Here is a 19,816-nt window from a genome sequence, read left to right as displayed (position 1 = left end):
ACCCCCGGACCGATGAGGTCCGGGGGTCTTGCGCATCGGGGTGAGTGACGGGACTCGAACCCGCGACCACCGCCACCACAAGGCGGTGCTCTACCAACTGAGCTACACCCACCACGCGTGCCGGGCATGCGCCCGACACGGCGAGAAGAAGTCTAACGCAAGCCTCGGCGTGCTCAGGACCGGCCCGTCACCGAGCCCGACACCTCGGCCGCGATGGCCTTCGCCGAGTCGGAGTCGATGCCCGGATCGGGCGTGAAGACGGCCCGTCGGTAGTAGCGCAGCTCCTCGATCGACTCCTGGATGTCGACCAGCGCGCGGTGCTCGCCGCCCTTGGCCGGTGCCGCGAAGTAGGCCCGCGGGAACCACTGGCGCGACAGCTCCTTGATCGACGAGACGTCGATGACGCGGTAGTGCAGCCAGCCCTCGAGCTCGACCATGTCGCGCGCCAGGAACGAGCGATCGGTGCCGATCGTGTTGCCGGCCATGGGCGCCTTGCGCGGCTCGGTGACGAACTCGCGGACGTACGCGAGCACCTGCTCCTCGGCGTCGCGCAGGCTCAGCCCCGCCTCGAGCTCGGTGATGAGGCCCGACGTCGTGTGCATCTGCGTCACGAAGTCGTTCATCTGGTCGAGCGCGGCCTGCGGGGGCTTGATGACGAGGTCGATGCCGTCGCCCAGGACGTTGAGGTCGTAGTCGGTCACGAGGGCCGCCACCTCCACGAGGGCGTCCGCCTCGAGGTCGAGCCCGGTCATCTCGCAGTCGATCCACACCAGCTTGTCATTCACGCCTCGCACACTAGTCCAGCCGGCACGGCGGTGACGGGACGCCTGTGATCGGGCCGGTACGCTCGGCAGGAACCTTCGCCGCAGGTGCAGCGTTGGTCAGGTGGTGACCACCCGAACCAGGAGACAGCAGTGAGCAACGACCGACAGAACCGAGCAGCGCGCGCAGAGCAGATGCGCAAGGAGCGCGAGAAGGCCGATCGCAAGCAGCGCAACCTGATCTCCGTGGCGATCGTCGTCGTGGTCGTCGCCCTGATCGCCGTCGGCGGCTACGGCATCAAGAAGGCCAGTGACGACAACGCCATCGACACCGCCCTGAACACCCCGGCGAACGTCAACTCCGACTACGGCATCCTCTACGACCAGCAGGCCGCCACCGGCACGGCGCCGGCTGCCGACGCGGCCGAGCCGGTCAAGGTCGTCCTGTACGAGGACTTCCTGTGCCCGGGCTGCGGCGCCCTCGAGCAGACCGCCGGCTCGTTCCTGAGCAGCGCGGTCGAGAGCGGCGAGATCGCGATCGAGTACCGCCCCTACTCGTTCCTCCTGCAGCAGAGCACCAACGAGTACTCGCAGCGCGCGTGGAACGCGGCGGCCTGCGTCAACGACAAGGGCGGCGCCAAGGCGTTCAAGGCCTTCCACGACATCCTGTTCGCCAACCAGCCCGAGGAGGGCACGGCCGGCCCCGAGGACGACGAGCTGATCGACTTCGCGAAGCAGGCCGGCGTCACCGGCATCGACGCCTGCATCAACAAGCAGACGTACGGCAAGTGGATCGAGGACGCCCGCGAGAAGGGCCAGGACGACGGCGTGTCCGGCACCCCGACGATCCGCATCGACGGCAAGGACGTCAGCGGCGCGAACAACACGATCGCGACCGTCGCCGACCTGCAGGCGGCGATCGACGCCGCCAAGAAGAGCTAGGCGCCCAGCGCGTACCCACCGGCAGCCGCCGCGACGCTCACGGTCAGCATGACCACGGCGTTGACGGCGGCTGCTGCGTGTCTGCGGTCGAGCAGCAGGTGCGCGGTCTCGACGCTCGCGGTGCTGAACGTCGTGTAGCCACCGAGGAAGCCGGTGCCGAGGATCGTGCGCCACGTGTCGTCGGCGCCCACGCCCACCAGCAGGCCGAGCGCGAACGATCCGGTCACGTTGATCAGCAGCGTCGACCACGGCAGCCGGGCCGACACGCGGGGTCGGACCCACAGGTCGAGCAGGTAGCGCGTGCCGGCGCCGAGCCCCCCGGCCAGGGCCAGCCACAGGGGCGTCATCGCGCCACCGCCCGGCCCGTGGCGACGCCGGCCAGCGCCGCGACCACGCCCAGCACGACGCTGCCGATCGCGTAGCCGGCACCGAGGGCGACGTGGCCGTCGCGCATGAGGGTCTCGGTCTCGACGGCCAGCGCGCTGTACGTCGTGTAGCCCCCGAGGAAGCCGGTGCCCAGCAGCAGGCGGGCCCGACGTCGTCCGCCCGAGTCGTCGCCGCGCAACGTCAGCACGGCCAGCAGGGCACCCAGGACGAACGAGCCCGTCACGTTGACGGCGAGCGTCCCGACCGGCAGGTCGTGCCCGGGGTTGAGCCACTCGCTGACGCCGTACCGCGTCAGCGACCCCGCCGCGCCACCCGCGACGACCAGCCAGAACAGCTTCATGAGCCCATCAGACCACGCCCCGTGGAGGGGCGGTCATCGGGCGCCGAGGCCGTGCAGGAGGGTCGCCGCGATGACGACCATGACGACGGCGATGACCGCGTCGAGCACCCGCCACGCCGATGGCCTGGCGAAGACCGGCTGCAGCAGGCGTGCGCCGAAGCCGAGCGCCGTGAACCACATGATGCTGCCGAGGACAGCGCCGGCGCCGAACCACCAGCGCTCGTCGCCGTGCGTGCCGGCCACCGAACCCAGCAGGACCACGGTGTCGAGGTAGACGTGCGGGTTGAGCCACGTCAGTGCCACCGCGGTGCTCGCGACGGGCCACAGCGCTGCGGCTCCGGAGCCGTCCGCGCGGGCGTCGATCGCGCCCGGGCGCCACGCGCGGCGGGCCGCGAGCGCCGCGTACGTCAGCAGGAAGGCCGCGCCCGCGACGCGCAGGACGTCCACGAGCCACGGTGCCAGGTCGAGCAGCGAGCCGAGTCCGGCGATGCCGGCGACGATCAGCACGGCGTCCGACACGGCGCACACCGCCACGACCGGCAGGACGTGCTGGCGCAGCAGTCCCTGGCGCAGGACGAAGGCGTTCTGCGCTCCGATCGCGACGATCAGCGAGAGGCCGAAGCCGAGCCCGGAGGCGACCGCGAGCGCGGCGTCGTGCGTCATGACTCGACGGTAGGAGTACCGCAGGGTGAAGTCCAACGAATGATTCTCACGGTGCATTAGCATCGCTTCACATGGACCTGTCGCAGCTGACCGCGCTGGCCGCCGTCGTCGACGAGGGGTCGTTCGACGCCGCAGCGGCAGCGCTGCACCTGACGCCGTCGGCCGTCAGCCAGCGCATCAAGGCGCTCGAGCAGTCGGCCGGTCAGGTGCTGGTGCGACGCACCCGCCCCACCGCGGTGACCGGCCCGGGGGAGGCCTACCTGCGCCTGGCGCGGCAGATCGACGCGCTCGTGCGGGAGGCCGCGGTCGAGACCCGTGCCGACGGCGACGGTCGGGACGTCGCGCCCGTCACCGTCCCGATCGCGCTCAGCGCCGACTCGATGGCGACGTGGGTGCTGCCGGCGCTCGCGACGGTGGGCCCGGGCGTCTGCTTCGACCTGCACCGCGACGACCAGTCGCGCACCGCCGACCTGCTCAGGGCCGGGACGGTCATGGCGGCGATCACGTCGGTCGACGAGCCGGTGCAGGGGTGCCGCTCCGAACGGCTCGGCGTGACGCGCTACCGGCCGATGGCCACGCCCGGGTTCGTCGACCGGTGGTTCTCCGAGGGCGTGACGGTCGACGCGCTCGCGGTCGCGCCGATGGTCGTCTTCGACCGCAACGACGACCTGCAGGAGCGGTACCTGCGGCGTCGGACCTCCCGGCGGCTCACCCCGCCGCGCCACCACGTGCCGGCCTCGGCCGACTTCGCCGAGGCCGTCGTGCTGGGGCTGGGGTGGGCCGTCCTGCCGCACGAGCAGTCCGACGAGCCCGAGCGACGGGGCCGGCTCGTCGAGCTCGACCCGGGGCAGCACGTCGACGTCGAGCTGCACTGNCCACCTGCTCTGAGGGCGGGGGCGGGGCGCGTCAGCCCTGACGGCCCTTCATGCGGGGGTTCTGCTTGTTGATCACGAACGTGCGTCCGCGGCGGCGCACGACCTGCGCGCCGGGCTGCTCCTTGAGCGACCTGAGCGAGTTGCGGACCTTCATGGGTTCCTCCTGGTGGTGGCGGTGATGGTGACGGGGTCGACGAGTCCGCGCTGGACGGCACGGACCAGGCGGCGGGGGACGCGGTGCGTCGTGCCGTCGACCGTGACGGGCACGAGGGCGACGGGCGTCGCCTTCCAGCTCGAGCGACGATGACGGGTGTTGCTGCGCGACATCTTGCGCTTCGGGACGGCCATGGTTCTCCTCGGTGATCGGGACGGACGGGGGAGGGGGGTGGGGATCAGGCGGGCTGGCGCGTGGGCCCCAGCCACGGCTCGAAGCCGTCCTCACGGCTCTCCCAGATCGCGCCGCGCTCGGCGAGCTCGGCGTCGGTCAGCAGGCAGGCCGTGAACGTCGCGACGAGCTCGGCGCGGTCGTCGTCGATGCCGGTGACGAGCAGCCGCGTGTGGGGCTCGGTCGAGCCGTGCTGGCACGGGCCGACGCTGAGCTGGCCGCCGGCGCCGTCCCACTCGCACACCTGGTCGTGACGGGTCGGCAGCCAGAAGCAGCCGCGCGACCGTCGCGCCCCGCCCCCGAGGGCCTCGAGGTTGGCCATCAGCCGCTCGGGGTGGAACGGCCGGTCGGACGTCAGCTCGACGGTCCACGCCCCGCCCGACTCGACCAGACCGACGGGTGCGGCGTGGCTCGGGTCGACCCACGCCTCGGCGTCCTCGTGCGGGCGCCTGCCGCCGACGATCGCGGCGGTGTCGAGCGCGAGGTGGTCGATGACGTCCCGGGCGCCCGGGCGCATCAGCATCTCGAGCAGGTGGCGATCCGTGCGGTCGACGTCCCCGACCACGACGACGGCGTCGGCGTACTCGACCTGCGCGGCCTGCACCTCGGCCACGCCGCGGGTGTCGTCGACCGACGTGTGCAGCCGACGCTCGCGCAGCAGGTCGTCACCGAGCACGTCGTCGCGGGCGGTCGGGCCTGCCACGACGGCCAGGACCGACGCGACGTGGAGCTTGGCCGACAGCACCTGGTCGTGCATCAGGATCGCGCACACCTGCTCGGCGCCCGACGCGACCGGCAGGTGGGCGATGATCGAGCCCCACCGTCCGTCGTCGGCCAGCCGCTCGAGGGTCGGCATGACGTCCTCGCGCAGTGCGCACCCGACGCAGGCGTGGTCGAGGTCGACGTGCACGTGCTCGACGACGCCGTCGACGTCGCTGACGAGCCGGGTCAGCCGCTGGGCCTCGACGTCGATCGTGTGCCGCACCGTCACGGCCCGCGGGGCGTCCCACTGCAGCGCCATCATGGCCGAGGCCATCGCGTCGGCGTCGAGGCCCGTCAGCACCACCAGCGGGGTCGTCGTCATGCGCCCGTCCCGTAGCGACGGTTGAACTTCTCGACGCGACCCTCGGTGTCGAGCACCCGGCCCCGGCCCGTCCAGAAGGGATGGCTGGCGGTCGACACGTCGACGTCGACGACGGGGTACGTCGTGCCGTCGACCTCGACGGTCTCGCCGCCCTCGACGAGGCCGCCGGCCAGCGTCGACGACGAGACGAACACGAGGTCGCCCGACCGGTCCCGGAACGCGACGGGGGCGTAGGCGGGGTGGATGCCCTTCTTCACGAGCTGCTCCTGTGGGTAGACTTAATGATAATGATTGTCATTCTACACCAGCACGCAAGAGAGGACCACGACATGTCACGGATCTGCCAGGTCACCGGGGCAGAGGTGGGGTTCGGGCGCAACGTCTCGCACTCGCACCGACGCACCAACCGGCGCTTCGACGTCAACATCCAGAAGAAGAGGTATTGGGTGCCGAGCCTCGGCCGGCACGTCACGCTGCGCCTCAGCGCGCGCGGCATCAAGACCATCGACGTCCGGGGCATCGACGCCGTCGTCGCCGACATCCGCGCCCGGGGAGGGGTGCTCTGATGGCGTCGAAGGGCAGCGACGTCCGACCGATCGTCAAGCTGCGCTCGACCGCCGGCACCGGATTCACGTACGTCACCCGCAAGAACCGCCGCAACGACCCCGACCGCCTCGTGCTGCGCAAGTTCGATCCCGTCGTGCGCCGCCACGTCGACTTCAGGGAGGAGCGCTGATGGCCAAGCGCAGCAAGATCGTCGCCAACGACCGACGCCGTGAGCTCGTCGAGCGGCTCGCCGACCGCCGGGACGAGCTGCGGGCCGCGGCGAAGGACGTCCGCCTGCCGATCGAGGAGCGCATGGCCGCCGGGCGTGCCCTCGCCGCGATGCCCCGTGACTCCTCACCCGTCCGGGTGCGCAACCGCGACCAGGTCGACGGACGTCCCCGCGGGCACGTCGGCGTCGCGGGCCTGTCGCGCATCCGCTTCCGTGAGGCCGCGCACCGCGGCGAGCTGCCCGGCATCACGACGTCCAGCTGGTGACGCACGCGGTCGCCAGGGAGCGCAACCCCTCGTCCCCCAGGGAGGCCGCCTGCGGCCTGGGGGTCCCCCCACGAGCTCTGCGAGTAGGGGGCCCGTGAGCGGAGCGAGGGGGACTCGCGCAAGCCAGATCGCTTGGTTCGCCTCGGGCTTCGCCCTCACGGGCCCCCACTCGCTGCGCTCGCGGGAGGTACCCCCAGTTGCGCTCCCTGGCGAACGGGACTCCTCGTCCCCCAGGGAGGCCGCCTGCGGCCTGGGGGTCCCCCCACGAGCTCTGCGAGTAGGGGGCCCGTGAGCGGAGCGAGGGGGACTCGCGCAAGCCAGATCGCTTGGTTCGCCTCGGGCTTCGCCCTCACGGGCCCCCAGCTGCGCTCCCTGGCGAACGGGGGGGGGGTGGGGACGGTCGCTGCGCTCCCTGGCAGATGGGGGGTGCGGACAGTTGCTGAGGAGGAAGTGAGCGCGCCCGGCAGGACTCGAACCTGCGACCTAGAGATTAGAAGGCTCTTGCTCTATCCAGCTGAGCTACGGGCGCCCGTGGCACCAGCGTATCGGCGCGCGTCGGAGCGGTGGCGGGGCCGCCACGATCCCCTACGATGTGGCGGGTGACAGAAGCCACGGCCGCCCCGTTCCGGCCCGCGTCGACCCCGGCCCGCCAGCCGATCCGGCAGAAGGGGCGCACCGCGCTCATCGTGCTGTTCGCGCTCGTCGCGATCGCCGGTGTCGTCGGCGGTGTCGTGCTGTCGCTCAGCGCCGGCGACTCCGAGGGCGCGGGCCTGTCGATCTTCTACGCCATGATCCCGCTGCCGTTCCTGTGGTTCTGCTTCTGGTGGCTCGACCGGTACGAGCCCGAGCCGCTGCGCTACAAGCTCGCCGCCTTCGTCTGGGGAGGCGTCGTCGCGGTGGCGATCGCGCTGGCCCTCGAGGTGTGGGCGCAGAACGCCTTCGACCTCAGCGACGAGGCGGCGGCCTCCTTCGCCGCACCGCTGGCCGAGGAGCCGGCCAAGTGCCTGTTCCTGCTGCTGACGTTCGTGCGGTCGCGGCGGGTCATCGACGGCGTCCTCGACGGCCTGATCTACGCCGGCATCGTGGGCATCGGCTTCGCGTTCGTCGAGAACATCGGCTACTACGCCAGCAGCTACATCGGCTCGCCCGACATCGCCCTGGCCGGCTCCGAGGGCGCCACCACGACGTTCGTCGTCCGCGGCGTCTTCAGCCCCTTCGCCCACCCGCTGTTCACCGCCGCCTTCGGCATCGCGATCGGGCTGGCGGTCGGCCGGCGCTCGAAGATCGTCCGCGTGCTGATCTGCACGATCGGCCTGGCCCTCAGCATCGCGCTGCACGGGCTGTGGAACGGCTCGCTCAGCTACGGGCCGTCCAACGGCCTGGGCTTCGTCCTGGCGTACCTCGCGATGGCGGCGCTGCTCGTCGTCCTCGCGACGATCGCGATCATCGTGCGGGTGCGGCAGGTGCGGGTGCTCGAGCGCTCGCTGTCGTACGTCGCCGACCGCGGCTGGATCCACCCCGCCGAGATCCCCTACCTGTCACGGTTCGGCTACCGCAAGGCCGCGCGACGCTACGCCCGCGACAACCACGGCAAGCAGGCCGCCAAGGTCGTGACGCGTTACCAGCGCCTCGCGACCGAGATGGCCTTCCTGCACGACTCCCTCATGAGCGGCCACAGCAGGCCCCAGGGCGTCGAGCGGACGTATGCGTTGCTCGACTCGATGTACGCCCTGCGGCCCGACCTGCGGCTGCCCCCGGCGCTCCACCGCTACGCGCGTCACTCCTGACCCCCGCGTCACAGATGCGGTGGACGCGGGGAGTCCCCAAGTCGACTAATCTGTGCGTACCACCCACCCGCTGAACCCCACCCGCTGAACCACCGCGTCGACGAGAGGAGCTCATCGTGCCTGGCGACCACGCTCCGGCCGAGCTCCTCGCGGCCATGAGCTCGCTCCTGCTGAGCGTCCGCGACGCCCCGCTCGACCTGCAGGCCGACGGTGTCGACCGTGCCCGTCGCACCCGGTCGGACGTCGTCGACCAGCTGTCCGACTACATCCTGCCGCGCCTCGTGCAGCTCGACGCCCCGCTGCTCGCCGTGGTGGGCGGATCCACCGGCGCCGGCAAGTCGACGCTGGTCAACTCGCTGGTGGGGGAGCGGGTCACCGAGTCGGGCGTCCTGCGCCCCACGACGCGCTCGCCCGTGCTGGTGCACCACCCCGACGACGCCGAGTGGTTCCAGCCCGACCGCATCCTGCCCGACCTGCCCCGCACGACCGAGCAGGGCAACGGCTCGTACGCCCTGCGGCTCGCCTCGACCGACCGCATCCCGCAGGGGCTGGCGATCCTCGACGCGCCCGACGTCGACTCGATCGACAAGGGCAACCGCGAGCTCGCCACGCAGCTGCTCGCCGCGGCCGACCTCTGGCTGTTCGTGACGTCGGCGGCCCGCTACGCCGACCAGGTGCCGTGGGACTACCTGCGCCACGCGGCCGAGCGCAGCACGTCGGTGGCCGTCGTCCTCGACCGCACGAGCGACGACGCCCTGATCGAGGTGCGCGGTCACCTCGCCCGCATGATGACGTCGCGCGGCCTGTCCGACTCGCCCCTGTTCACGGTGCCCGAGTCGAACCTCGACACCGACGGACTGCTGCCGCGCGTGTCGGTGCTGCCCATGATCGACTGGCTGGCCGAGCTCGCGGCCGACCCCGTCGCCCGGCAGATGGTCGTGCACCGCACCCTCGACGGCGCGGTCCGCCACCTCGTCCTGCGCGCGCACGACGTCGGCGACGCGATGGACGGTCAGATCGAGGTCGCCGAGACGCTCTTCGGCACCGCCGACGACGCCTACCGTGCGACGGTCGAGCGCGTCGCCCGCCAGACCTCCGACGGCACGCTGATGCGCGGCGACCTGCTCGCCACGTGGCAGGAGTTCGTCGGCACCGGTGAGCTGCTCTCGTCGGTCGAGGAGAAGGTCAGCCGCATCCGTGACCGCTTCGTGGGCGGCATGACCGGACGTCGCACCCGGTCCACCGAGGTCGTCGAGGCGATCGAGACCGGCGTCCGGATGCTCCTGACCGAGCAGTCCGAGGCGACCGCCGAGACGGTCTCGCGCGCCTGGAACGCCACGCCGGCCGGACGTCGCCTGCTCGACGCCGCCGACGGGCCCGGGCTCGACCGCGCGTCGCGCGACGTCCGCGTGCGGGCCGAGCGGCTGGTGCACGACTGGCGCCAGGGCGTCGTCGAGCTCGTGCGCGTCGAGGGCGCCGACAAGCGCATGACCGCCAAGTTCCTGGCCTTCGGCGTCAACGGCATCGCGGTCGCCGTGATGGTCGCGATGCTCGCGCGCGACGGCGACTCCCCGACGTCCGGGGGCGGCTCGGGCGCGGTGCTGGGGCGGCGCCTGCTCGACGCGATCTTCGGCGCGCCGGTCGTCGACCGGTTGCTCGACGCGGCCCACGCCGACCTCGTCTCGCGGGCCACGACCCTGCTCGAGTCCGACCTGGCGCGCTACCACGCGCTGCTCGAGGCGCCCGATAGTCTCAGGGGCCACCAGACCGCGCTGCGGGACGCGGCCCGCCAGGCCGAGTACTCGCGGCACGCCGACTTCCTGAACGGAGGGACGACGTCATGACGACCCCGGCGCCGTCCAATGCCCCGGTGTTCGCGGGCAGTGGCAGCGACGTGTCCCGCCGTCTGGACGGCCTGACAAGCGCCGTCACCGCGGCACGCGGCCGCATCGACGACGAGATCCTCGCACCCGCCGAGATGCTGTCCGAGCGCGCCACCGAGCGGCTGACGCTGTCGGGCCAGCACACGATCGTCGCGCTCGCGGGCGCGACCGGGTCGGGCAAGTCGTCCCTGTTCAACTCGTTGACGGACCTCGAGCTCGCCGGCGTCGGCGTCCGCCGCCCCACGACGTCGTGGGCGCTGGCCTGCGCCTGGGGCCCCGACGGCGCCCAGGGCCTGCTCGAGTGGATGGGCATCCCCGCCCGGCACCAGGTCTCGCGCATGAGCATGCTCGACCGGTCGGCGGAGGACACCAAGCTCGACGGCCTCGTGCTGCTCGACCTGCCCGACCACGACTCGACCGAGGTGTCGCACCACGTCGAGATGGACCGGTTGGTCACGCACGCCGATCTGCTCGTGTGGGTGCTCGACCCCCAGAAGTACGCCGATGCCGCGATCCACGACCGCTACATCCGGCCCATGGCCTCGTACAGCGACGTGACGCTGGTCGTGCTGAACCAGATCGACCGCATCCCGTTCGAGCAGCGAGACCGCGCACTGGCCGACGTCCGCCGCATCCTGGCCGACGAGGGACTGCCCGACGTGCCCGTGATCGGCGTGTCCGCGACCCGCGGCGACGGGGTCGACGACCTCAAGCGCGAGCTGGCGGCGCGCATCCGCGCCAAGTCGTCCGCGAAGGCGCGCCTGACGTCCGACATCGCCGCGGCCGCCGCCGTCATCGAGCAGGTCGGCGGATCGGCCGAGGCCCCCGGCATCTCCGAGGCGGCCCGCCGCTCGCTCGACGACGCGCTGGTCGACAGCGCGGGCGTCCCGCAGATCGTCGAGGCGATCGAGTCGTCCACCCGGCGACGTGCCGCGTTGGCCACCGGCTGGCCCGTGCTGCGCTGGCTCGGGCGCGGGGGAGACGAGTCGTCCGACGAGCTCGCCCTCGGCGGTGACCTGTCGCCGGCGTCGCTGGCCAGGGCGATCGCGCCCGAGGCGGCGCGGGTGCAGCGGGCCGGCGCGGAGCTGGCGGTCCGCGACCTCGCCGAGCACGTCTCGTCGGGTCTCGAGCGACCGTGGCGCGATGCCGTCCGCGACGCCGCGAACCCCCGCGACCGCGACGTCGTCGACGAGCTCGACGCCGCGGTCCGCGCTGCCAGCGTCGACGTCGCCCGTCCGGCCCCCTGGTGGCGGGTCGTGAAGGTCGTGCAGCTGGTCGCGGTGGTGGCGGCCGTCCTCGCTCTGGTGTGGCTCGTCGTCCAGGGCGTCGCGAGCCTGACGTCGATCGACCTGCCCGACCTCGGTTCGGTCGGCCCCGTCCCGACCGCGGCGGTCGTCCTGGTCGTCGCGCTGCTGGGCGGACCCCTGCTCGCGGTCGGGTCGGGTGCCGCCGCTCGCGCCGGTGCCCGACGCAAGGCGCAGCGCGCCGACGAGGCGCTGCGGTCCGCGATCGGCTCGACGGCGTCCGAGCGGGTCGTCGCGCCCGTCGAGGCCGAGCTCGACCGGTACGCCACGTACCGCTCCGGCATCGCCGACGCGCTCTCCTGACCGCCGTGGGGCCGTCGCCGTGCCCTCGTTAGTCTTGACCGCATGGCTGAATACGTCCTCGCACTGCAGAACATCCGCAAGGCCCATGGCGACAAGGTGGTGCTCGACAACGTCACCCTGTCCTTCCTCCACGGTGCGAAGATCGGCGTCGTCGGCCCCAACGGCATGGGCAAGTCGTCGCTGCTCAAGCTCATGGCCGGGCTCGACCACCCCAACAACGGCGACATCGTCCGCGATCCCGACGCGACCGTCGGCATGCTCCAGCAGGAGCCGCCGCTGAGCGAGGGCAAGACCGTCCTCGAGAACGTCGAGGAGGCCGTCGCCGAGATCAAGGGCAAGCTCGACCGCTACAACAAGATCAGCGAGGAGCTCGCCGAGCCCGACGCCGACTACGACACGCTGCTCGCCGAGATGGGCGACCTGCAGACCGATCTCGACACCCACAACGCGTGGGAGCTCGACTCGCGCCTCGACCAGGCGATGGACGCCCTGCGCTGCCCGCCGGCCGACGAGCTCGTCGACCACCTGTCGGGTGGTGAGCGCCGCCGCGTCGCGCTGTGCAAGCTGCTGCTGCAGCAGCCCGACCTGCTGCTGCTCGACGAGCCCACCAACCACCTGGACGCCGAGAGCGTGCAGTGGCTCGAGGGCCACCTGAAGAACTACCCCGGCGCGGTCCTGGCCGTGACCCACGACCGGTACTTCCTCGACAACGTCGCCGAGTGGATCGCCGAGGTCGACCGCGGCCAGATCCACGGCTACGAGGGCAACTACACGACGTACCTCGAGAGCAAGAAGGAACGCCTCAAGATCGAGGGCCAGAAGGACGCCAAGCGCGCCAAGATGCTCGAGCGCGAGCTCGACTGGGTGCGCTCGAACGCCAAGGGTCGCCAGACCAAGTCGAAGTCGCGTCTGGCCCGCTACGAGGAGCTCGCGGCCGAGGCCGAGAAGTCGCGCAAGGTCGACACCAGCGAGATCAACATCCCGGCCGGTCCGCGACTCGGCGACGTCGTGCTCGACGCGAAGGGCCTGACCAAGGGCTACGACGGGCGTCTGCTGTGGGACGACATCTCGTTCACGCTGCCGCGGGCCGGCATCGTCGGCGTCGTCGGGCCCAACGGTGTCGGCAAGACGACGCTGTTCCGCATGATCACGGGCGAGGAGACGCCCGATGCGGGCGCGCTCGAGGTCGGCAAGACCGTCAAGATCAGCTACGCCGACCAGAGCCGCGGCGAGATCGCGGGCGACAAGAACGTGTGGGAGGTCGTCTCCGAGGGGCTCGACTTCATCAAGGTCGCCAACTTCGAGATGAACAGCCGCGCGTACGTCGCGTCGTTCGGCTTCAAGGGCCCCGACCAGCAGAAGAAGGCCGGCGTGCTGTCCGGTGGTGAGCGCAACCGTCTCAACCTGGCGCTGACGCTCAAGCAGGGCGGAAACCTGCTGCTGCTCGACGAGCCGACCAACGACCTGGACGTCGAGACGCTGTCGTCGCTCGAGGACGCGCTGCTCGACTTCCCCGGCTGCGCCGTGGTCACGTCGCACGACCGCTGGTTCCTCGACCGCATCGCGACGCACATCCTGGCGTGGGAGGGCACCGACGAGAACCCCGCCGGCTGGTTCTGGTTCGAGGGCAACTTCCAGTCGTACGAGGACAACAAGATCGAGCGTCTGGGCGCCGACGCGGCCCGTCCGCACCGCGTCACGCACCGTCGCCTGACGCGCGACTGAGCCCACGGACCCAGCCCAGAATTGCGGATAAGCGGACCCTTTCGGACACCCGAGAGCGTCCGCTTCTCCGCATTTCTGGGCCGGGTGGGTGCATCAGGCTGCTTGGCGGATGGCCTGGCGAACGCGGCTGACGACGGTGCCGGGCCTGCGCATGTCCTCCACCGTGATGACGATGACGCGCCAGCCCGCCGCCTCGAGGGCCTCGCGACGCAGGTGGTCGCGCTGGCGTTGCTGGGCGTCGCGCTCGTGCTGCCAGCCGTCGTACTCGACCAAGATCCTCCACGGCCGGTAGACCAGATCGCCGCGCGCGAGCCACGTGCCGTGGTCGTCCAGGATGTCGACGTTGACCTCCGGCTCCGGCAGCCCCGCTGCGTGGAGGTCCCAGCGCACGTAGCTCTCGTAGACCGACGCCACCCGCTCGCGGACGAGCGGCGCGACGCGACGGGCCGTGCGCACGCCGTCGAGGTGTGAGGCGATGGCGTACGCGCGCAGGTCGAGGACGTCGACGTGCTCGTGGAAGACCAGCCAGTCGCCGACCGCGAGCAGGTCGCGCATCGACAGCACAGTCGCCGCGTCGACGAACGTCCGCAGCGGTCCCAGTGCCGGCACGCCGTCGACCAGCACGGTGTTCAGGCGGACGCGGCGGCGGTGCAGCACGACTCCCTCGATGTCGTGCTCGGGACGCCCGTGGCCGGAGAAGTGCAGCGCGTCGTGACGTCCGATGGTGAGCCCTCCCAGGGCCAGCGCGGTCGTGTGGCTGGCCGCCGTGCCCGGAGGTAGTACGAGGAGCGCGGCCTGCACCTGCAGTCGGAGCGTCGGAGGCGTGTCGATGCAGCGGTAGACGCCGCGCCGGACGCGGACGAATCGATCGCCGCTCAGCATGCGGCGGGTCAGGCCGAGCCGTTCGGCCTCGGCAAGGGCGAACGGACGGCCCGAGAGCTGGGCGGGTATGGATCGCATGGACCCACGCTGGCGGCGCGCCGCGTGCTCGGCAGCCCTCGACGTCCCACGTGTGGACGACCGGTACGCCGCACTCAGCTGTGGACGCCAGAAGTGCGGAGGACCGCACCTCTCAGTGGTTCCGAAAGTGTCCGCTTCTCCGCATTTCTGGGCTGAGTGCGGGGTGGGGTGGCGTCAGTCGGTCAGAAGTTGCGGCCGTGCAGGGTCTGCATGACCCGCTCCATGATGGTGCCCAGGGCCTTCAGCTCGTCGGGCTCGGCATTGGCGATCAGGTAGGTGTGGACGCCCGTGACGTGGGTGTGCGCGGCCTGCTCGAGCACGCCGAAGCCGTGGTCGGTCAGGACGGCCGACACGCCGCGTCCGTCGTCGGAGCACTGGCCGCGCAGCACGATCCCCTCGCGCTCGAGGCGCGCGATCGTGTGCGTCACCCGGCTGCGGGAGTGCGAGACGGCGTCGGCGAGCTCGGCCATGCGGATGGCTCGGCCGGGGGCCTCAGAGAGCCGGACGAGGATCTCGTACTCGGGCATCGAGATGCCGTGCTGCGTGCGCAGGTCGCGGTCGAGCCGGTCCATCAGGACCGTGGTGCCGCCCAGGAACACGCGCCAGATGCGCTGCTGCTCGGCGTCGAGCCACGGGGTGTCGGTGCCTGTCTCCATGTGATCCATCCTACGTCGGGAAGGTGCTGGTTGAATCTTGAATTGCGTGCTACATTCAATGTCGTTGAACAGTCAACTACAGTCTTCCAAGGAGCACCACATGACCAGCACCGCAGTGACCACCGGCACCTGGGCGCTCGACCCCAGCCACACGGAGATCGGCTTCACGGTCCGTCACCTCGTCAGCAAGGTCCGCGGCAAGTTCGAGACCTTCGAGGGCACCATCACGAGCGCCGACGACGTCACCGCCTCGACGGTCAACGTCTCGGTCGACCTCGCCTCGGTGAACACCGGCACCGCCGACCGCGACGCGCACCTGCGCTCGGGTGACTTCTTCAACGCCGAGGAGAACCCGAAGATGACGTTCGTCTCCACCGGCATCGTCGAGAAGGCCGAGGGCGAGTTCGTCGTCACCGGCGACCTGACGATCAAGGGCACGACCAAGTCGGTCGACCTGGCCACCGAGTTCCTCGGCGAGGGCGGCGACCCGTGGGGCGGCACGCGCGTCGGCCTCGAGGCCACGACGACGATCAGCCGCAAGGACTTCGGCATCGACTTCAACATCCCGGTCGACGGCGCCGACAAGCTCATGATCGGCGACAAGATCACGATCAACATCGTCGCCGAGGCCGTGCTCCAGGCCTGACGACCCCCCGCCGTCGCGTCGCGTCGCCGGCGGCTCACGGGCGCCCGGTCCATCCCCCCGAGACCGGGCGCCCCTGTGCCGCCGGCGTCAGTGCGCGACGACCATGCGGACCGCGAGGTCGGCGTGGAGGGCCGCGAGGTCCTCGCCCGTGCGCGACCCGCCGGGCTCGAACCACCGCACCAGATCGACCCCCAGCGACAGCAGCGAGAACGCCGTGCCGGGGATGTCGACGACATCCAGGACGCCCTGACCGACCCCGTCGGCCAGGGCGTCCTGCATCGTCCGCTCGATGTCACGCCGGATCGCGCCGACCTCGGCGCGGTGCTCGGGTGTCAGGGCGTGGTACTCCCACTGGACGATCCGACCGACCCGGCTGTGGTCGGCGTGCCACAGGCTGAACTGGTAGACCATCGTGCGGATGCGCTCGACGGGCTCGGTGCTGGCCTGCGCCGCCCGGCCGATGATGTCGAGGGCGCTCAGGTGCCCCTGCAGGCTCACGGTGTAGAGCAGGCTCTCCTTGGAGTCGTGGTGGACGTAGACCGCGGCGGGGCTCATGCCCGCGCGCGACGCGATGTCGCGCGTCGTCGTCGCGGCGAAGCCCTTCTCGGCGAACGCCTCGACGGCGGCGTTGATGAGCCGTTCGCGGGCCGTGATCGTCGTCATGTCGCTCCTTCGTCGGTTGACAGCATGACGGACTGCTTGCATGCTAAGCAAGCGCTTAGTGCGTGAGGCATCTGACGGACGTTCGAGCACGAGGTGGCATGACATGAAGCGGATGATCTTCGACGAGGACCACGACGCGTTCCGCGACTCGTGCGCCGCCTTCCTGACCAAGCACGTCACCCCGAACCTCGAGACGTACCTCGACGACAAGGCGTTGCCGCGCGAGTTCTGGCGCGCCGCCGGCGACGAGGGCTACCTCGGTCTCGAGATCCCCGAGGAGTTCGGCGGCTCCGAGGCCGGTGACTTCCGCTTCAACGCCGTCTGGGCCGAGGAGCTCAGCAAGCTCAACGCGGCCCTCGCCTCGTGCGTCGGCATCCACTCCGACATCGCGGTGCCCTACATCGTCGACCTCGGCACGCAGGAGCAGAAGGAGCGCTGGCTCCCGCGCTGCGCGACCGGCGAGATCGTCACCGCGATCGGCATGACCGAGCCCAGCGGGGGCTCCGACCTCGCGGCGCTCAAGACCACCGCGGTGCGCGACGGCGACGGCTGGGTCATCAACGGGTCCAAGACGTTCATCACCAACGGCTTCTCGGCCGACCTGGTCCTGACGGCGGTGCGCACGTCGCCCGAGAAGGGCGCGAAGGGCATCACGATGTTCGCGCTCGAGGCGACCGACCCCGGCTTCAGCCGCGGCCGCAAGCTCGACAAGGTCGGCCAGGCCGAGGCCGACACCGCCGAGCTGTTCTTCGAGGACGTCCGCGTCGGCGACGACCGCATCATCGGCGAGGTCGACCGCGGCTTCATCTACATGATGGAGCGGCTCCCGCAAGAGCGTCTGTCGTGCGCCGTGTCCAACGTCGCGCACGCCAAGCAGATCCTGGCCGAGACCGTCCAGTACGCCCACGACCGTCAGGCGTTCAAGCAGTCGATCGGCAGCCTGCAGCACAACAAGTTCCTGCTCGCCGAGCTCGTGACCAAGATCGAGGTCGCCGAGGCGTACGTCGACCAGGCCGTGCTCGCCCACACCTCCGGCGAGGCGACCGCGACCGATGCGGCCAAGGCCAAGTGGTGGTCGTCGGAGATCCAGAACGACGTCCTCGACCACTGCGTCCAGCTGCACGGCGGGTACGGCTTCATGAACGAGTACCGCGTCGCCCGTGCGTGGCGCGACGCCCGCGTCAGCAAGATCTGGGCCGGCTCCAACGAGATCATGAAAGAGCTCATCGGCCGCGACCTCGGCTTCTGACCCGACGGTCGGCACCGCCCCTAGACATCGACACGACCCCACCCGAAAGGCACGTCCATGCCCGAAGCAGTCATCGTCTCCACAGCCCGCTCGCCGATCGGCCGCGCCGTCAAGGGATCGCTCAAGGACATGCGCCCTGACGACCTGTCGGTGCAGATGCTCCAGGCCGCCCTCGCGAAGGTCCCGGGCCTCGACCCGCGCGACATCACCGACCTGCACCTCGGCGTCGGCCAGCCCGCCGGCGAGGCCGGGCACAACCTGGCCCGCGTCGTCGCGGTGCTCGCCGGCATGGACCACCTGCCGGGCGTCACGGTCAACCGCTACTGCTCGTCGTCGCTGCAGACCACGCGCATGGCGTTCCACGCGATCAAGGCCGGCGAGGGAGACGTCTATATCTCGGCCGGCGTCGAGACCGTCAGCCGGTTCGCCAACGGCTTCGCCGACCTGCCCGGCTCGGAGAACCCGCTGTTCGCCGACGCCGTCGCCCGCACCGCGAGGCGTGCCGAGGGCGGCGCCGACACGTGGACCGACCCGCGCGAGTCGGGCCAGCTGCCCGACCAGTACATCGCGATGGGCCAGACGGCCGAGAACGTCGCGCAGCACCTCGGCATGAGCCGCCAGGAGCAGGACGAGTTCGCCGTCCGCAGCCAGAACCTGGCCGAGAAGGGCATCGCCGACGGCTTCTGGGCCAAGGACATCACGCCCGTCACGCTGCCCGACGGCACCGTCGTCAGCACCGACGACGGACCGCGCGCCGGCACGACGCTCGAGGGCATCAGCGGCCTCAAGCCCGTGTTCCGTCCCGACGGCACCGTGACCGCGGGCAACGCGTGCCCGCTCAACGACGGCGCCGCGACGGTCGTCGTCATGAGCGACACCAAGGCCAAGGAGCTGGGCCTGACGCCGCTGGCGCGCATCGTGTCGACGGCCGTCACGGGCCTGTCGCCCGAGGTCATGGGCCTCGGCCCCGTCGAGGCCATCCCGGCCGCGCTGCGCAACGCCGGCATGGGCCTGGACGACATCGACCTGTTCGAGATCAACGAGGCCTTCGCCGTGCAGGCGTGGGGCTCGGCCAAGGTGCTCGGCATCCCGCTCGACAAGCTCAACGTCAATGGCGGCGCGATCGCCGTGGGCCACCCCTTCGGCATGACCGGCGCGCGCATCACGAGCACGCTGATCAACTCGCTGCAGCACCACGACCAGCAGTTCGGCGTCGAGTCGATGTGCGTCGGCGGCGGCATGGGCATGGCCATGGTCCTCGAGCGGCTCTCCTGATGACGGCCGGCATGCTCCCCTCGGAGGACACGGGACGGTTCACCGGCAAGGTCGCGGTCGTCACGGGCGCGAGCCGGGGCATCGGCCTGGCGATCGCCGAGCGCATCGTCGCCGACGGTGGACGCGTCTGCATCACGGCCCGCAAGGCCGATGCGCTGGCCGAGGCCGTCGAGTCCCTGGGCGGCTCCGAGCACGCGATGTTCGTCGCGGGTGCCGCCGACGACGCGGCGCACCAGGACGAGGTCGTGTCCGCCACGACCGAGGCGTTCGGGCCGATCGACTTCCTCGTCAACAACACGGGCATCAACCCCGCGTACGGGCGCATGATCGACGTCGACCTGGAGGCTGCCAACAAGATCTTCCAGGTCAACGTCGTCGCCTCGATCGCCTGGGCGCAGAAGGTGTACCGGTCGTCGATGGCCGAGCGTGGGGGAGCGATCGTCAACGTCGCGTCCGTCGCCGGTCAGCGTCCCGCGCCCGGCATCGGGGTCTACGGGGCCTCGAAGGCCGCGCTGATCCACGTCACCGAGGAGCTCGCGGTCGAGCTGGGCCCCGACATCCGCGTCAACGCCGTGGCCCCGGCCGTCGTCAAGACCAACTTCGCGAAGGCCCTGTACGAGGGGCGCGAGGACGAGGTCGCGGCGCCGTACCCGCTCAAGCGGCTCGGCGTGCCGTCCGACATCGGCTCGGTCGTGGCGTTCCTGCTGTCGGACGACTCGGCCTGGATGACAGGCCAGACGCTGACGATCGACGGCGGCGTCCTGCTCACCGGCGGCGTCTGACGCCGACGAGTCACGCACGCCCGGCGACGAGTCGCGTAGGCCCGGCGACGAGTCACCCGAGTGATTCGTCGCCGGGCCTCGGCGACTCGCGAGCGGGCGTGCGTG

The 19,816-nt window shown here is 71.1% G+C and carries 23 protein-coding genes, 2 tRNA genes and 1 pseudogene; 13 read left to right on the top strand and 13 right to left on the bottom strand.

Annotation, left to right across the window (positions count from 1 at the left end; genetic code table 11):
• Positions 1-39 precede the first annotated feature (39 nt).
• Both IFT73_RS12695 and orn read right to left on the bottom strand, forming a co-directional pair.
• Positions 40-112: transfer RNA gene (locus IFT73_RS12695), tRNA-His, on the bottom strand.
• A gap of 61 nt (positions 113-173) precedes the next feature.
• On the bottom strand, positions 174-785 hold the full coding sequence (gene orn / locus IFT73_RS12690) for an oligoribonuclease (protein ID WP_192167940.1): 612 nt from the start codon (positions 783-785) through the stop codon (positions 174-176).
• A 129-nt stretch (positions 786-914) separates the two neighbouring features.
• Here orn and IFT73_RS12685 point away from each other — a divergent pair, with 129 nt between their 5' ends.
• On the top strand, positions 915-1,703 hold the full coding sequence (locus tag IFT73_RS12685) for a DsbA family protein (RefSeq protein WP_157432702.1): 789 nt from the start codon (positions 915-917) through the stop codon (positions 1,701-1,703).
• Here IFT73_RS12685 and IFT73_RS12680 read toward each other — a convergent pair.
• Genes IFT73_RS12680 through IFT73_RS12670 form a run of 3 tightly spaced genes read right to left on the bottom strand, consistent with a single transcriptional unit; the run spans position 1,700 to position 3,093 of the window.
• Positions 1,700-2,050 (bottom strand): CrcB family protein, encoded by a 351-nt coding sequence (locus tag IFT73_RS12680; protein WP_192167939.1) that lies wholly within the window; start codon positions 2,048-2,050, stop codon positions 1,700-1,702. The two genes, IFT73_RS12685 and IFT73_RS12680, sit on opposite strands and share 4 nt — an antisense overlap.
• Entirely contained in the window at positions 2,047-2,430 is a 384-nt protein-coding gene (locus IFT73_RS12675) for a CrcB family protein (RefSeq protein ID WP_056611387.1), read from the bottom strand. The genes IFT73_RS12680 and IFT73_RS12675 overlap by 4 nt, the downstream gene beginning before the upstream one ends.
• A gap of 33 nt (positions 2,431-2,463) precedes the next feature.
• Positions 2,464-3,093: a LysE/ArgO family amino acid transporter gene (locus tag IFT73_RS12670; RefSeq protein WP_192167938.1), complete on the bottom strand. Its 630-nt coding sequence runs from the start codon at positions 3,091-3,093 to the stop codon at positions 2,464-2,466.
• Between the two features lie 71 nt (positions 3,094-3,164).
• Here IFT73_RS12670 and IFT73_RS19625 point away from each other — a divergent pair.
• A pseudogene (locus IFT73_RS19625) lies at positions 3,165-3,967 on the top strand (LysR family transcriptional regulator ArgP); the annotation flags it as partial.
• Between the two features lie 32 nt (positions 3,968-3,999).
• Here the strand turns inward: IFT73_RS19625 and ykgO are convergent.
• The 4 genes from ykgO to IFT73_RS12645 are packed head-to-tail and all read right to left on the bottom strand — an operon-like array spanning position 4,000 to position 5,694.
• A complete protein-coding gene (gene ykgO, locus IFT73_RS12660; protein WP_192167936.1) occupies positions 4,000-4,122 on the bottom strand; it encodes a type B 50S ribosomal protein L36 in 123 nt (40 codons plus the stop codon).
• Entirely contained in the window at positions 4,119-4,316 is a 198-nt protein-coding gene (gene rpmF, locus IFT73_RS12655) for a 50S ribosomal protein L32 (RefSeq protein ID WP_192167935.1), read from the bottom strand. The genes ykgO and rpmF overlap by 4 nt, the downstream gene beginning before the upstream one ends.
• A 44-nt stretch (positions 4,317-4,360) precedes the next feature.
• Positions 4,361-5,437, bottom strand: coding sequence for a GTP-binding protein (locus IFT73_RS12650; protein ID WP_192167934.1), 1,077 nt, complete (start codon positions 5,435-5,437; stop codon positions 4,361-4,363).
• Positions 5,434-5,694, bottom strand: coding sequence for a type B 50S ribosomal protein L31 (locus tag IFT73_RS12645; protein WP_192167933.1), 261 nt, complete (start codon positions 5,692-5,694; stop codon positions 5,434-5,436). The genes IFT73_RS12650 and IFT73_RS12645 overlap by 4 nt, the downstream gene beginning before the upstream one ends.
• 72 nt (positions 5,695-5,766) lie before the next feature.
• Here IFT73_RS12645 and rpmB point away from each other — a divergent pair, with 72 nt between their 5' ends.
• The 3 genes from rpmB to rpsN are packed head-to-tail and all read left to right on the top strand — an operon-like array spanning position 5,767 to position 6,478.
• A complete protein-coding gene (rpmB, locus tag IFT73_RS12640) occupies positions 5,767-6,003 on the top strand; it encodes a 50S ribosomal protein L28 (RefSeq protein ID WP_192167932.1) in 237 nt (78 codons plus the stop codon).
• Complete coding sequence (gene rpmG / locus IFT73_RS12635) at positions 6,003-6,173, top strand: 50S ribosomal protein L33 (RefSeq protein ID WP_056611411.1); 171 nt, start codon at positions 6,003-6,005, stop codon at positions 6,171-6,173. Before rpmB ends, rpmG begins: the two co-directional genes overlap by 1 nt.
• On the top strand, positions 6,173-6,478 hold the full coding sequence (rpsN, locus tag IFT73_RS12630) for a 30S ribosomal protein S14 (RefSeq protein ID WP_192167931.1): 306 nt from the start codon (positions 6,173-6,175) through the stop codon (positions 6,476-6,478). The genes rpmG and rpsN overlap by 1 nt, the downstream gene beginning before the upstream one ends.
• 455 nt (positions 6,479-6,933) lie before the next feature.
• Here the strand turns inward: rpsN and IFT73_RS12625 are convergent.
• A tRNA-Arg gene (locus tag IFT73_RS12625) sits at positions 6,934-7,007 on the bottom strand.
• 70 nt (positions 7,008-7,077) lie between these two features.
• Between IFT73_RS12625 and IFT73_RS12620 the strand changes: the two genes are divergently transcribed.
• The 4 genes from IFT73_RS12620 (at position 7,078) to ettA (ending at position 13,480) form a co-directional block, all read left to right on the top strand.
• Positions 7,078-8,265, top strand: coding sequence for a PrsW family intramembrane metalloprotease (locus IFT73_RS12620; RefSeq protein WP_192167930.1), 1,188 nt, complete (start codon positions 7,078-7,080; stop codon positions 8,263-8,265).
• A 116-nt stretch (positions 8,266-8,381) separates the two neighbouring features.
• Complete coding sequence (locus IFT73_RS12615; protein WP_371811263.1) at positions 8,382-10,109, top strand: dynamin family protein; 1,728 nt, start codon at positions 8,382-8,384, stop codon at positions 10,107-10,109.
• A complete protein-coding gene (locus IFT73_RS12610) occupies positions 10,106-11,755 on the top strand; it encodes a GTPase family protein (RefSeq protein WP_192167929.1) in 1,650 nt (549 codons plus the stop codon). Before IFT73_RS12615 ends, IFT73_RS12610 begins: the two co-directional genes overlap by 4 nt.
• Before the next feature lie 42 nt (positions 11,756-11,797).
• Positions 11,798-13,480: an energy-dependent translational throttle protein EttA gene (gene ettA, locus IFT73_RS12605; protein ID WP_056611425.1), complete on the top strand. Its 1,683-nt coding sequence runs from the start codon at positions 11,798-11,800 to the stop codon at positions 13,478-13,480.
• A gap of 93 nt (positions 13,481-13,573) precedes the next feature.
• Here ettA and IFT73_RS12600 read toward each other — a convergent pair whose 3' ends face one another.
• Both IFT73_RS12600 and IFT73_RS12595 read right to left on the bottom strand, forming a co-directional pair.
• Positions 13,574-14,440: a DUF559 domain-containing protein gene (locus IFT73_RS12600; protein ID WP_192167928.1), complete on the bottom strand. Its 867-nt coding sequence runs from the start codon at positions 14,438-14,440 to the stop codon at positions 13,574-13,576.
• A gap of 182 nt (positions 14,441-14,622) precedes the next feature.
• Positions 14,623-15,096, bottom strand: coding sequence for a MarR family winged helix-turn-helix transcriptional regulator (locus IFT73_RS12595; protein WP_192167927.1), 474 nt, complete (start codon positions 15,094-15,096; stop codon positions 14,623-14,625).
• A 100-nt stretch (positions 15,097-15,196) separates the two neighbouring features.
• Between IFT73_RS12595 and IFT73_RS12590 the strand changes: the two genes are divergently transcribed.
• Positions 15,197-15,742: a YceI family protein gene (locus IFT73_RS12590; RefSeq protein ID WP_192167926.1), complete on the top strand. Its 546-nt coding sequence runs from the start codon at positions 15,197-15,199 to the stop codon at positions 15,740-15,742.
• 87 nt (positions 15,743-15,829) lie between these two features.
• On the opposite strand, the gene IFT73_RS12585 is transcribed toward IFT73_RS12590, so the two are convergent.
• Complete coding sequence (locus IFT73_RS12585; protein ID WP_192167925.1) at positions 15,830-16,405, bottom strand: TetR/AcrR family transcriptional regulator; 576 nt, start codon at positions 16,403-16,405, stop codon at positions 15,830-15,832.
• A 103-nt stretch (positions 16,406-16,508) separates the two neighbouring features.
• Between IFT73_RS12585 and IFT73_RS12580 the strand changes: the two genes are divergently transcribed.
• Genes IFT73_RS12580 through IFT73_RS12570 form a run of 3 tightly spaced genes read left to right on the top strand, consistent with a single transcriptional unit; the run spans position 16,509 to position 19,711 of the window.
• The gene (locus tag IFT73_RS12580) at positions 16,509-17,654 is read left to right on the top strand and encodes an acyl-CoA dehydrogenase family protein (RefSeq protein ID WP_192167924.1); all 1,146 of its coding nucleotides are present in this window, start codon (positions 16,509-16,511) and stop codon (positions 17,652-17,654) included.
• 57 nt (positions 17,655-17,711) lie between these two features.
• Positions 17,712-18,929, top strand: coding sequence for an acetyl-CoA C-acetyltransferase (locus IFT73_RS12575; RefSeq protein ID WP_192167923.1), 1,218 nt, complete (start codon positions 17,712-17,714; stop codon positions 18,927-18,929).
• Between the two features lie 11 nt (positions 18,930-18,940).
• On the top strand, positions 18,941-19,711 hold the full coding sequence (locus IFT73_RS12570; protein ID WP_192167922.1) for an SDR family oxidoreductase: 771 nt from the start codon (positions 18,941-18,943) through the stop codon (positions 19,709-19,711).
• Positions 19,712-19,816 lie beyond the last annotated feature (105 nt).

It is taken from the genome of Aeromicrobium sp. CFBP 8757 (assembly GCF_014841755.1).
Taxonomy (GTDB): domain Bacteria; phylum Actinomycetota; class Actinomycetes; order Propionibacteriales; family Nocardioidaceae; genus Aeromicrobium.
This window is presented reverse-complemented; position numbering and strand designations above follow the sequence as displayed.

What these genes read in the sequence shown, in the direction of transcription:
- IFT73_RS12680 (WP_192167939.1), bottom strand. Translation starts at nt 2,050, where the DNA reads ATGACGCCCCTGTGGCTGGCCCTGGCCGGGGGGCTCGGCGCCGGCACG.
- IFT73_RS12675 (WP_056611387.1), bottom strand. Translation starts at nt 2,430, where the DNA reads ATGAAGCTGTTCTGGCTGGTCGTCGCGGGTGGCGCGGCGGGGTCGCTG.
- IFT73_RS12670 (WP_192167938.1), bottom strand. Translation starts at nt 3,093, where the DNA reads ATGACGCACGACGCCGCGCTCGCGGTCGCCTCCGGGCTCGGCTTCGGC.
- ykgO (WP_192167936.1), bottom strand. Translation starts at nt 4,122, where the DNA reads ATGAAGGTCCGCAACTCGCTCAGGTCGCTCAAGGAGCAGCCCGGCGCG.
- rpmF (WP_192167935.1), bottom strand. Translation starts at nt 4,316, where the DNA reads ATGGCCGTCCCGAAGCGCAAGATGTCGCGCAGCAACACCCGTCATCGT.
- IFT73_RS12650 (WP_192167934.1), bottom strand. Translation starts at nt 5,437, where the DNA reads ATGACGACGACCCCGCTGGTGGTGCTGACGGGCCTCGACGCCGACGCG.
- rpmB (WP_192167932.1), top strand. Translation starts at nt 5,767, where the DNA reads ATGTCACGGATCTGCCAGGTCACCGGGGCAGAGGTGGGGTTCGGGCGC.
- rpmG (WP_056611411.1), top strand. Translation starts at nt 6,003, where the DNA reads ATGGCGTCGAAGGGCAGCGACGTCCGACCGATCGTCAAGCTGCGCTCG.
- rpsN (WP_192167931.1), top strand. Translation starts at nt 6,173, where the DNA reads ATGGCCAAGCGCAGCAAGATCGTCGCCAACGACCGACGCCGTGAGCTC.
- IFT73_RS12610 (WP_192167929.1), top strand. Translation starts at nt 10,106, where the DNA reads ATGACGACCCCGGCGCCGTCCAATGCCCCGGTGTTCGCGGGCAGTGGC.
- ettA (WP_056611425.1), top strand. Translation starts at nt 11,798, where the DNA reads ATGGCTGAATACGTCCTCGCACTGCAGAACATCCGCAAGGCCCATGGC.
- IFT73_RS12600 (WP_192167928.1), bottom strand. Translation starts at nt 14,440, where the DNA reads ATGCGATCCATACCCGCCCAGCTCTCGGGCCGTCCGTTCGCCCTTGCC.
- IFT73_RS12595 (WP_192167927.1), bottom strand. Translation starts at nt 15,096, where the DNA reads ATGGAGACAGGCACCGACACCCCGTGGCTCGACGCCGAGCAGCAGCGC.
- IFT73_RS12590 (WP_192167926.1), top strand. Translation starts at nt 15,197, where the DNA reads ATGACCAGCACCGCAGTGACCACCGGCACCTGGGCGCTCGACCCCAGC.
- IFT73_RS12585 (WP_192167925.1), bottom strand. Translation starts at nt 16,405, where the DNA reads ATGACGACGATCACGGCCCGCGAACGGCTCATCAACGCCGCCGTCGAG.
- IFT73_RS12580 (WP_192167924.1), top strand. Translation starts at nt 16,509, where the DNA reads ATGAAGCGGATGATCTTCGACGAGGACCACGACGCGTTCCGCGACTCG.
- IFT73_RS12575 (WP_192167923.1), top strand. Translation starts at nt 17,712, where the DNA reads ATGCCCGAAGCAGTCATCGTCTCCACAGCCCGCTCGCCGATCGGCCGC.
- IFT73_RS12570 (WP_192167922.1), top strand. Translation starts at nt 18,941, where the DNA reads ATGCTCCCCTCGGAGGACACGGGACGGTTCACCGGCAAGGTCGCGGTC.